This window comes from Clostridium hydrogeniformans DSM 21757, from assembly GCF_000686705.1.
In the GTDB taxonomy this organism is placed as follows: Bacteria; Bacillota; Clostridia; order Clostridiales; family Clostridiaceae; genus Clostridium_Z; species Clostridium_Z hydrogeniformans.
In genome coordinates this window covers 80,000-92,217 of the sequence record NZ_JMLJ01000007.1, presented here as the reverse complement: position 1 = coordinate 92,217, position 12,218 = coordinate 80,000, and the positions used below count along the sequence as shown (strand labels likewise).

Below are 12,218 nucleotides of genomic sequence, written 5' to 3'. Positions count from 1 at the left end.
ATTAATATATGTAATTAAAATCCTTAGGGTTATTAAATTTTTTCACACTCACTATAGCTATACGAATTATAAATATATATGGACAATGAAAACTTTTTCTCATATAATAAACTTGTTTAATTAAAAGGGGGAATCTTATAATGTATACTTTCGAAACTAGTGGAGTTTGTGCTAAAAAAATCACTTTTGAAATTGAAGATAATAAAATTAAAGAAGTTAATTTTGAAAAAGGATGTCCTGGAAATTTACAGGGAATATCAAAGCTAGTTGTTGGTATGGAGATAGAAGAAGTTATTAGTAGACTTAAAGGTATAACTTGCGGTCCTAAAAATACTTCTTGTCCTGATCAATTAGCAATTGCACTTTCTCAATTTGCTGAGAATAAATAAAAGAAGCTGTATATAAATATACAGCTTCTTTTATTTATTGCTCTTTAAAATTTTTCTCATATCTCCAATCATATATAAGGAACCACTTATTAATATAAGATCTTCCTTAGCACTATTTTTTAAAGCCTCTTCATAGGCAGTTTTATAGTCTTCAATAGCTACAACATTAATATTATGTGGGTATATATATGTTTTTAATTCTTCTGCTAATTGGGCTCTATCACTATGAGGGGTTACAGCAATAACATTATGGGCCATAGGAGATATTATTTTAACCATATCTTCCACATCCTTATCAGCCAATATTCCAAGAATTAAAATTAGCTTATTATATTTAAAAAATTTCTCTACATTATCTTTAAGCTTCTTTATCCCATCTAGATTATGAGCTCCATCTATAACCACCATTGGATTTACATCTATTATTTCAAGACGTCCTTTCCATGTAACACTTCTAAGAGCCTTAGTTATATCTTCCTTAGTTATATTAGCCTTGTCCTTTTTTATTAGGAATTCTACAACCTTTAAGGCTACTTGAGCATTAAGACATTGATGCATACCAAGAAGACTTAGTGTTTTTTCTACCCTTTCATTAAAAATTGTAAATTCTACAAGCTGTTTAACTTTTGACTCTTCTAAAACTACTTCTTTAAATTCACACATATCCTCATTTATTTTTATTACATTGCTATTCATAGCCTTAGCTTTTAATTCTATGACTTCCATAACTTCTTCATTATTAGGATATACTACAACATCAACATTCTCTTTTATAATCCCTGCTTTTTCCTTTGCTATATCTTTAATATTATCTCCTAGTATATTCATATGATCATAGCTTATAGATGTTATAACGCTTACTAAAGGAGTTAATACATTGGTAGAATCAAGCCTTCCACCTAAGCCTACCTCAATAACCCCATAGTCAACTTTTTCTTCATAAAAGTACAAAAATGCACCACAAGTTATTATTTCAAATTCTGTTGGCTGATCTAGCCCTTCTTTAATAACTATATCTACAGCTATTTTTACTTTAGTTATTATTTCAGCTAATCTTTCTTTTTTTATATTCTCTTCATTAATCTGCATTCTTTCTTCAAATTCTTCAAGAAAAGGTGAGGTATACATAGCTACTTTATAGCCTGACTCTATTAAAATTTTACTTATAATAGCAGTTGTAGATCCTTTTCCATTAGTTCCAGCAATATGTATTGTTTTTATTTTTTTATGAGGGTTTCCAAGAAGTTCTAAAATCCTCTCTGTTCTCTCTAGTCCATAGTTGCTTCCAAACTTACCTACACTATTTATATATAACATGGCTTCTTCATAACTCATTATATTATCCATTTAGTCATCTCCTTATTACTTACTAGAAAACACTATATTTATTATAACTTTTATATTTTTAATCTTCCATATGATATCTAAAATTTATGTAATAAAACATAAATTTTAATCATATATTTAATATATAAGTAAATAGAAAGAAAATAATAGCAGAAAGAACAAGTGTTCCACACAATGGTGGATTAAGATTAATATATAAAGCGATTTAAAGACCTAGATATCCTAATAAGGAAAAAAGAGGGATAATATATAATATCAACCCTCTTTTGTCTTTATTATTTAAACTTATTTAAATCCCATAATCCCTTTCCTTTGTTTTTTTTCTCTTCTTTAAATATGCTTTTTTGGGTAGCAAATGCAAGTAAAAAAGATCCATACCCTAGGATAGTTGGGAGTTTAAGTTTATCTATTTCTTTTTCAACTTCTTCCAGATATTTTTTTATATTTTCCTCCTCAGGAATGCCATCAACTATTCTCCCATATGCTTTTGGAAGCTGTGCTTTAAGAGTTAACTTTTGTTCATCTAAAAAAAATCCTTTATATAATCCTACTAATGATAAGATTAAAGAAGTTATTATTAAGATTATAACTATTGGTAATTTAAGTTTACTTTTACTAGTCCTGTACTTTACTAGTATATTTTTTACTATGAAAACTATACAAAGTACTGCTAAAATAAGATTAGCTATTAACAAAAAACTACTCATATATTCAGCTCCTTTAATAGTTATATTCATCTATATAATAACTTTAGTAGATATTATTAGCAACGGATATTCCGTATAATATACATATATAGCTATGAATCCATAAAATTAAAGGTTTAGGGTTAAATATAAGACTATTTAGTCTGTGTAATTATTCTAAGATATAATGAAACTTTGAGATAAGCCTCTTTTTATATAGCTTAACCAAGGTGCTTATTAGCTTGAGGCCATATAATAAATAATTAAATAGATATACCTTAAAAAAGGGCATCTATTTAATTATAATTTTAATGATATTCTTATATTTGGACATATAAAACAAAGCCAGTAATTATTGATAATTACTGGCTTTAGCATAAGGAGTTTTAATTATATTGAAAGAATACTTATTTTTATAATATTGTTTTTACTTTAATGCATCTATTCTAGATACTACAGCTTCTAACATTTCTTTATATTTAAGTCCCTTAGCTTTTTCTTCATTAACAACAGCTTCTGGAGCTTTTGATACAAATTTTTCATTAGAAAGCTTTTTATCTACTCTTTCTATTTCATTAGAAAGCTTTTCCTTTTCTTTATTTAATCTTTCAAGTTCTTTTTCTTTATCAACTAAATCAAGAAGAGGCATAAATAATTCTCCACCACTTACAACTAATGAAACTAAATTATCTTCTAAATTTTCTTTGCTTGTTATAAACTCTACTTGAGATGCTGAGGCAAGCTTTTCAAAGTAAGTAACCCCTGACTTAAATGATGCTTCTGCTTCCTTTGAAGCTAGAGCTATTATCTTAGCTTTTCTTGAAGGTGGAACATTCATCTCAGCTCTAAGGTTTCTCAAAGATTTTATAGCTTCTATTATAAAGTTCATCTCTTCTTCTGATTTTTCATCTTTAAGATCTTCACTATATTCTGGCCACTTAGCTATAGTTATTGATTCACCATCTGCATTTAAATGAGTATATATTTCCTCAGTTATAAATGGCATAACCGGGTGAAGTAATTTAAGACCATTAGTAAGAACTGTATATAAAACATTATATGCTATACCCTTTTGCTTTTCGTCTTCTCCATAGAAAACTGGTTTTACTAATTCTATATACCAGTCACAAAGCTCTGTCCACATAAAGTCATAAATCTTTTGAAGAGCTATACCAAGTTCAAACTTATCTATATTGTCTGTAACCTCTTTAACTATGGTATTCATTCTAGATAAAATCCATCTATCAGCTAAAGTATAGTCCTTATGGTCTTTATACTTATCCATAAGTTCTCTATCAAGATTCATCATTATAAATCTTGAAGCATTCCATATCTTATTAGCAAAGTTTCTTGCAGATTCAACCTTTTCTGGATAGAATCTTATGTCATTTCCAGGAGCATTTCCATTTACAAGCATAAATCTTAATGCATCAGCACCATACTCATCAATTACATCTAATGGGTCTACTCCATTGCCAAGAGACTTAGACATTTTGATTCCCTCTGAATCTCTTATTATACCGTGCATTAACACTGTATCAAAAGGTATTTCCTTCATACTGTAAAGTCCTGAGAATATCATTCTTGCTACCCAGAAGAATATTATATCGTATCCTGTAACAAGAACAGAAGTTGGATAGAAATAATCTAAATCTGCAGTTTTCTCTGGCCAGCCTAAGGTTGAAAATGGCCATAATGCTGAAGAGAACCAAGTATCAAGAACATCATTTTCTTGAACAAGTTTATTTCCTCCACACTTTGGACAAGATGTTGGAGCTTCCTCTTCACATATTATTTCTCCACAAGAACAGTACCAAACAGGAATTCTATGTCCCCACCATAACTGTCTAGAGATACACCAATCCTGGATATTGTCCATCCAGTTATAATAAATTTTCTCAAATCTCTCTGGAACAAATTTTATCTTTTCATCCTTAACTACATCTATAGCTGGTTTTGCAAGAGATTCCATCTTTACATACCATTGCTTAGATATTATAGGTTCAACTACTGTATTACATCTGTCATGGTATCCTACATTGTGGCTATGAGGTTTAATCTTAACTAAGTATCCTTCTTTCTCAAGATCTTCAACTATAGTTTTTCTTGCCTCATATCTTTCAAGACCTTCATACTTTCCACCAAGCTCGTTTATTATTCCTTTATCGTTCATAACTCTTATTTGAGGAAGATTATGTCTTAATCCAACTTCATAATCATTAGGGTCATGGGCAGGAGTTATTTTAACGGCGCCTGTACCAAACTCTAAGTCAACATAATCATCAGCTATTATAGGAATCTCTCTATTTACAAGAGGAAGCATTAAAGTTTTTCCAACTAAATGAGCATATCTTTCATCCTTAGGATTAACTGCAACTGCAGTATCTCCAAGCATAGTTTCTGGTCTTGTAGTAGCTATTTCTAGATATTCATCTGATCCTACTACAGGATATTTTATATGCCAGAAGCTTCCTTCTCTTTCACTGTGTTCTATTTCTGCATCGGATAAGGCAGTCTCACATTTTGGACACCAGTTTGTTATTCTATCTCCCTGATATATAAGCCCTTCCTTATATAATTTAACAAATACATGTCTTACAGCTTTATTTAAATTCTCATCCATTGTAAATGCTTCTCTAGAGAAGTCAGCAGAAGCACCCAGCTTTTTAAGTTGCTTTCTTATTTTCTCTCTATATTCTTCTGACCATTCCCAAACCTTTTCAAGGAAGGCTTCTCTTCCCATTTCTTTTTTCTTAAGACCCTGCTTTAAAAGCTCATTTTCAACCTTAACTTCTGTTGCAATACTTGCATGGTCTTGCCCAGGAAGCCATAAAGTTTCATAGCCTTGCATTCTCTTAGTTCTTATTAATATATCTTGAAGAGTATTATCTATGGCATGACCTAAATGAAGTTTTCCTGTTATATTTGGAGGTGGCATTATTATAGTAAAAGGTTTCTTAGTTTTATCCACCTTAGAAGTAAAATATTTATTTTCTTCCCATGTCTTGTATAATCTTTCTTCAAAATCTTTTGGATTATAAGTAGTAGCTAAAGTTTTATTGTTTTCCATTTATATTCCTCCTTTAAAAGTTTATATAATAACTAATAAGCTGTAATTAAATTTTAAAAATACAGTATTAATATTATTTTAAAATACAAAAAGAGCCTTCATCCTATAAAAGGACGAAGACTCGCGGTACCACCTTTTTTCCCATCATAATAATGGGCTCTCAAACAAATAACGATCGATAAAAACCGTCTTTGACTACTATAATTTCATCAAAGAAGCTCAAAAGCTACCTTCAAGATAAAGATTTTAGAAAACCTTACAGCCAAGGGAATTCCTCTCTAAAAAAATCTATTATATCTTTACTCCTCTTTTTCTTAGCTTTTCTCTATAAATTTATATATCTTATTATAATGTTATTTATATTAATGTCAAGATATTTCCTATTAATTTATAAATTTAAATTAAGGTTACTTGGAATTATTTCTATTTCCATGTTTTTTTCTTCAGTATACTCATCCTTATCTAAGTTTCTAAAGGCGGAACTAAGCATAAGTTTAATTCTATTTAACTGGTTTACCTCACTAGAGCCAGGATCATAATCTACTGCAACAATATTAGCCTTAGGATATTTCTCCTTTAAAGCTTTAAGCATCCCCTTACCTGTAACATGATTTGGAAGACATGCGAAAGGCTGCATACATATAATATTTCCTGCTCCCTCTTCAATAAGTTCTATCATTTCTGCTGTTAAAAACCATCCTTCTCCAGTTTGGTTTCCAAGGGATAGTATCTTACTAGCCTTTTCAGCTAATACATGAATACTTGATGGGGGAGTAAACCTCTTGCTTTCTTTTAAACTATTAATAATAGGTTTCCTATAAAAGTCTAGTAGCTTTATTGCTCCAAGGCCTAAGATTTGATTTTTCTTAGAACCAGATAAATATCTATATTTAAAATCATTATCTAAGGCTGAATATAAGAAAAAGTCTAGTAAATCTGGAACCACAGCTTCTGCTCCTTCTTGTTCTACAATGGATATTACATTATTGTTTGCAAGAGGATGAAATTTAACTAAAATTTCCCCAACTAGGCCTACTCTTGGCTTCACTATATCCAATAACTCAATATTATCAAAATCTTTAACTATTTCCTCTACATCTTTCTTATATCTATAATATCCGCCACTTTTTAAAGTTTTTATACATTTTTTATTCCAATATTCATAAAGTTTATTACAACTTCCTTTAACTTTCTCATAAGGTCTTGTTCTATAAAGACATCTCATAAGTAAGTCCCCATAGCAAATTGATAGTACTAAAGATTTTGCAAAAGAAGGTGTAATGGTAAAGCCAGGATTTTTCTCAAGGCCTCCAGCATTTAAAGAAATAACTGGCACATTTTCAAATCCAGAATCCTTTAAAGCCTTTCTAAGAAGACCTATATAATTTGTAGCTCTACATCCTCCTCCAGTTTGAGAAATAATAACTGCTGTAGAACTTACATCATATTTTCCAGATTTAAGTCCACTTATTATAGAGCCTATAGTAAGTATAGATGGATAACATACATCATTGTTTACATATCTTAATCCTTCATCTATAGCTCTTTTATCACTATAAGGTAAAACTACCAGGTTATATCCATGAGTATTAAACACTTCTTCACATAATCTAAAATGTATAGGAGACATGTCTGGAGATAATATTGTATATTTTTTCTTCATTTCCTTAGTAAATAACTTTCTTTCCTCAACGTCTTCTTTATCCTTTGGAATATAGTTATTATACTTTCTTTCATTAAGAGCAGCTTTTAATGATCTTATTCTTATTTTAATTGCTCCTAAATTATTACCTTCATCTATTTTAAGTAAAGTATATATCTTACCTTTTCTATGAAGAATTTCTTCCACTTGCTCACTGGTTATTGCATCTAGACCACAGCCAAAGGAATTAAGTTGAACAAGTTCTAAATCATCACTATTTGCAACAACAGATGCTGCCTCATAAAGCCTAGAGTGATATACCCATTGGTCAACTACTCTTAAAGGTCTTTTTAAATCTCCTAAATGGCAAATACTATCCTCAGAAAGTACAGCCATACCAAAAGAAGTAATTATGTTAGGAATACCATGATTTATTTCTGGATCTATATGATAAGGACGCCCACTTAAAACAATCCCCTTTTTTCCAGTTTCCTTTAGGTATTTAATAATTTCTTCCCCTTTAGATCTTATATCTGCTTTAAAGTTTTCTTGCTCAATCCATGCTTCTTCTAAAGCAGATTTAACATCCTTTTTACTTATGTCAAAATCTTTAAATTCCTCATAAAGACGAGGTAATAGTCTCTCCTTATTATCTAAAGAAATAAATGGATTCTTAAACAATATGTTTTTTTCTTTTAAAACATCCATATTATTTTTTATAACCTCTGGATAGGAAGTTACTATAGGACAATTATAATGATTATCACTACCCTGGAACTCCTTTTTTTCATAAGGGATACAAGGATAGAAAATAAAATTAACACCTTTATTTACAAGGTCCATAATATGGCCATGAACTATTTTACCAGGATAACATACAGATTCTGAAGGGATAGTTTCTATACCCATTTCATAAACTTTCTTAGAACTTCTTCTAGATAGCTCTACTCTAAATCCAAGTTTCTTAAAGAAGGTAGCCCAAAATGGATAATTTTCATATAGATTTAAAACTCTTGGTATTCCAACTACTCCTCTAAAAGCCTCTTCTTTTTTTAAGGCAGGGTATGAAAAAACCCTTTTATATTTATAATCATAAATATTAGGTTCTGCTTCTTTCTTAAGTTCCACTCCAGCCCCTCGCTCACATCTATTCCCAGATATAAAACTATTGCCATCACTAAACTTATTTACAGTAAGCATACAGTTATTATTACATAACCCACATCTTCTTATCTCTGTTTCTATACTAAATTCACTTAAGTCCTTTTTTAATAATGAGTTTTCACCTTCTTTGTATCTTTGTTTTGATATAATTGCTGCTCCAAAAGCGCCCATAAGTCCTGCAATATCTGGTCTTATAACTTCTCTTTCAGATATTAATTCAAAAGCTCTTAAAACTCCATCATTATAGAAGGTTCCTCCCTGAACTATGATTTTATCACCAATTTCTTCTGGGTTTCTTAATTTTATAACCTTAAATAGAGCATTTTTTATTACAGAATAGCTAAGTCCAGCAGAAATATCTCCCCTGCTAGCCCCTTCTTTTTGCGCCTGTTTTACCCGAGAATTCATAAAAACAGTACATCTTGATCCAAGGTCTACAGGGTTCTTTGCAAAAATTGATTCCTTTGCAAAATCTTCAATAGATAAATTCAAAGATTTTGCAAAACCTTCTATAAAGGATCCACATCCTGAAGAACAAGCCTCATTAAGCTGAATGCTATCAATAACTCCATTAGATATTCTAAGACATTTCATATCTTGTCCACCAATATCTAAAATAAAATCTACTCCCTTTAAAAAGTATTCTGCTCCTTTATAATGAGCTATAGTTTCTACCTCTCCAATATCAACTCCTAATGCTGCCTTAATTAATTGTTCTCCATATCCTGTAACTGTGGCATTTTTAATTTCAGCACCTTCTGGAAGCTTATTATAAATATCTTTTAATATTTCAATTGTAAGCTCTAAGGGCTTCCCATTATTATTTCCATAATAAGAATATATTAAGTTAAACTCTTCATCTATTAGAGCTACCTTAGTTGTAGTAGATCCGGCATCTATTCCTAAAAAGCAGTTTCCTGAAACATAGGATATATCTTTTCTCTTTATCCTGGCTTTTTCATGCCTTTCCCTAAACTCATTGTATTCTTTTTCGTTAGAGAAGAAAGGATTTAATCTATCAATTTCTCTCTCTTCTACATTTTCTAAATCCTTAAGCTTTTCTATTAATGAATGAAAAGATATGGTCTTTTCTTCCTTAGAACTTAAGGCAGCACCTATAGCAACAAATAGTTGAGAGTTATCTGGAAAGATTATTTCATCCTTCTTTAATTCTAAGGTTTCAATAAATCTTTTTCTAAGCTCTGATAAAAAATATAAGGGTCCTCCAAGGAAGGCAACTTTTCCCCTAATTGGTTTTCCACAAGCAAGGCCGCTTATAGTTTGAGTTACTACGGCTTGAAATATAGAGGCAGCGATGTCTTCTTTTCTTGCTCCCTCATTAATAAGAGGTTGTACATCAGTTTTAGCAAATACCCCACATCTAGCAGCTATTGGATATATATGACTGTGGCCCTTTGCCATTTCATTAAGTCCTAAGGCATCTGTTTCAAGAAGAACGGCCATTTGGTCTATAAAGGCACCTGTTCCTCCAGCACAAGTTCCATTCATTCTTTGCTCTACTCCACCAGTAAAGTAAGTTATCTTAGCATCTTCTCCTCCAAGCTCTATTGCCACATCTGTCTCTTTTATAAGAGTTTCTACTGTTTTTGAACAAGCAATAACCTCTTGGATAAATGGAGCCGCCAACCATTTTGAAACAGATAATCCTCCAGATCCTGTGACGCTTATAGTTATATCCCCACTATAAACTTTATAACATTCCTTTATTAAGGATATAATAGTTTTTCTTATATCAGAAAAATGTCTTTCATATTTGCTATAAATAATTTTTTCATTATCATCTAATAATACTAATTTCACTGTTGTAGATCCAACATCTAAGCCTAAATTAAAACTTTTATCCATGTTTTTATTCACCTCTCGATTACCCCTAATAATGAAATGAACTTTTTATATTTTATATTAAGGATTAGCTATTAAATTGTATAATAAATACAAATGTTTATAATCTTTTACTTTATATTATTCATTCTTAATTTCAACATTCCATATTTTATTAATTTTTAATATATTTAAATTCATAAACACCACTGCAAACTTAGTGCACAGTGGTGTTTATAATATATACCGCAGGTTATGAGTTTGCCGTAATATATGTAAAAATATTCTAATTTTAAGTATAATAATATCACTTTAATAATTTATAGTCAACTTTAGAATATTAAGGATTTACATATATAAAATAACTTATATATGTTTGAAAACCTTTAACCTTAATAATATATATTTTTCCTTACTTACATATACTTTATTGATTATTTTTCATTTCTGTAATAAATATGAATAATTCTCATATTATTATAGTATATTTTTCTATATTGTGGTAAGTATTATAGATATTAAAAATATAATTTCAATGGAGGTAGCTCATGAATTATTTTCATAAAGCTAATGAGCATTATAATGGAAAGGATTATAAAAGAGCCATTTCCTTTTATCAAAAAGCTATTGATAATAAAGAAAATGAAGCTTGTTCTTATTATAACTTAGCAGTATGCTTTATTAAACTTAAAGAATATGAAAAAGCAATAGATTACATACAATCTGCTCTTAAGATAAAAAGGGAAAGTAAGTATTTTTTTAATTTAGCTTATTGTTATGCTATGCTAAATAACTGTAAAAAGGCTTTAATATATTTTAATACAGCTTGGGCATTAAACCATGATGATAGTGATTGTGAAAAAGCAATTAATTTAATAATAAGTAAACATAAAAAAGCAGCATTATAAAGGCTCACAATAATTGTGAGCCTTTACCATTCTCCTATAATTTTATCTCCCTTATGGTCTATAGAAAATCTTCTTGAGTTAAAGTAGTTTCCACTTTTATAGAAGGTAGGATCTACATTAATCCATTCTCCAGATTCTTTTAAGTATACTTGGTTCCATGCATGGTTAACCCATGAAGTTCCATTAAATCCTTCCCCAGAAATAAGTCTCACCTTAAGTCCAGAAGCTCTTGCCATAGCAACATAGAGGCAAGCATAATCAAAACAAATTCCTTCCTTTGAATTGAAAGCACTTATAGCTCCAGAAGCTTTAGAATAATCATTCATCATAATTCTATCTGCTTTATCATAATCATAACTTATGTTTTCACCAACCCAGTTATATATTACTTTAGCTTTGTCTTTATCTTTACTAAATTTTGATGTAATGTCCTTTGCAAACTCATCAATCTCTTTATTAGACTTTACACCTTTTTCTAATGTAATTCCGTTATAATAAACTATCTTTTTTAAGTTAGAGGATTCATTAACCTCTTCAACCTTTAAGGTATTACTAAGTATTATAGGAAGACTTTGTGCAAATGAAGAATTATATATAGGCACAATAAGTTTATTACTTACATAATTATAAAGTTTAGATTTTTCAAGATAACTATTAAACTCTGGATTCTTATAAAACATAGTACCAAAGTTAAGAATTATAGATACTAATATTACATAAATAATAGATTTAGGAAGCTGCAGAATAGATCCTAGAATTCTTTTTCCAGCAGTACTACTATTTTGTCCAAAGTTATATAAAGCCTTTAATAATGGATCTATGGTTACTGAATTTATAAGTTTTATTATCATATATAATATACTTTGAAGAATTATTATAATAATAAAGCTTACTATAAGAAAGGATATAGAAGGATTATTCAAGAAAAAATCCTCTAAAGGATTAGGAATATATTTTTCAAAAATACTATATTCTTTAAACAATATAAATTTTCTACTTACATAAATCCCTAAAACCACTGCAATAAAAAATCCAAAGGTCTTTTCTATGTCTAGTATTTCATCTTTTACATCCTTTGTAGAGGTAATTTTAATAAATCCACTTATTAAGGGAAATATAAAAACTACTATTAATATTAAAGTAATAGGGTCTTTAATAAATTCTCTCATA

General features: G+C 29.6%; 7 protein-coding genes and 1 other annotated feature. Of the genes, 2 read left to right on the top strand and 5 right to left on the bottom strand.

Translation table 11 applies throughout. The annotated features are described in order from the left end of the window. The first annotated feature begins 140 nt into the window (after window positions 1–140). The gene (locus BR69_RS0104425) at window positions 141–389 is read left to right on the top strand and encodes a TIGR03905 family TSCPD domain-containing protein (RefSeq protein ID WP_027632108.1); all 249 of its coding nucleotides are present in this window, start codon (window positions 141–143) and stop codon (window positions 387–389) included. A 30-nt stretch (window positions 390–419) separates the two neighbouring features. Here BR69_RS0104425 and BR69_RS0104420 read toward each other — a convergent pair whose 3' ends face one another. The 4 genes from BR69_RS0104420 to BR69_RS0104405 all read right to left on the bottom strand — a co-directional run bounded on the left by BR69_RS0104420 (window position 420) and on the right by BR69_RS0104405 (window position 10,164). After that, window positions 420–1,736, bottom strand: a complete 1,317-nt coding sequence (locus BR69_RS0104420; protein ID WP_242840655.1) for a bifunctional folylpolyglutamate synthase/dihydrofolate synthase — start codon at window positions 1,734–1,736, stop codon at window positions 420–422. A 275-nt stretch (window positions 1,737–2,011) separates the two neighbouring features. Next, window positions 2,012–2,443 (bottom strand): hypothetical protein, encoded by a 432-nt coding sequence (locus BR69_RS0104415; RefSeq protein ID WP_027632106.1) that lies wholly within the window; start codon window positions 2,441–2,443, stop codon window positions 2,012–2,014. Between the two features lie 406 nt (window positions 2,444–2,849). Further along, window positions 2,850–5,492 carry a valine--tRNA ligase gene (locus BR69_RS0104410; RefSeq protein ID WP_027632105.1) on the bottom strand — a complete coding sequence of 881 codons (2,643 nt, stop codon included), beginning with the start codon at window positions 5,490–5,492 and terminating at the stop codon, window positions 2,850–2,852. A gap of 106 nt (window positions 5,493–5,598) precedes the next feature. Further along, window positions 5,599–5,817 (bottom strand) — a binding site (T-box leader). Window positions 5,818–5,880: 63 nt separating this feature from the next. Then, window positions 5,881–10,164 (bottom strand): 2-hydroxyacyl-CoA dehydratase, encoded by a 4,284-nt coding sequence (locus BR69_RS0104405; RefSeq protein WP_027632104.1) that lies wholly within the window; start codon window positions 10,162–10,164, stop codon window positions 5,881–5,883. Window positions 10,165–10,688: 524 nt separating this feature from the next. Between BR69_RS0104405 and BR69_RS0104400 the strand changes: the two genes are divergently transcribed. Next, window positions 10,689–11,048 (top strand): tetratricopeptide repeat protein, encoded by a 360-nt coding sequence (locus BR69_RS0104400; RefSeq protein WP_027632103.1) that lies wholly within the window; start codon window positions 10,689–10,691, stop codon window positions 11,046–11,048. Window positions 11,049–11,071: 23 nt separating this feature from the next. On the opposite strand, the gene BR69_RS0104395 is transcribed toward BR69_RS0104400, so the two are convergent. Further along, window positions 11,072–12,217, bottom strand: coding sequence for a transglutaminase domain-containing protein (locus BR69_RS0104395; RefSeq protein ID WP_027632102.1), 1,146 nt, complete (start codon window positions 12,215–12,217; stop codon window positions 11,072–11,074). Window position 12,218: the final 1 nt, after the last annotated feature.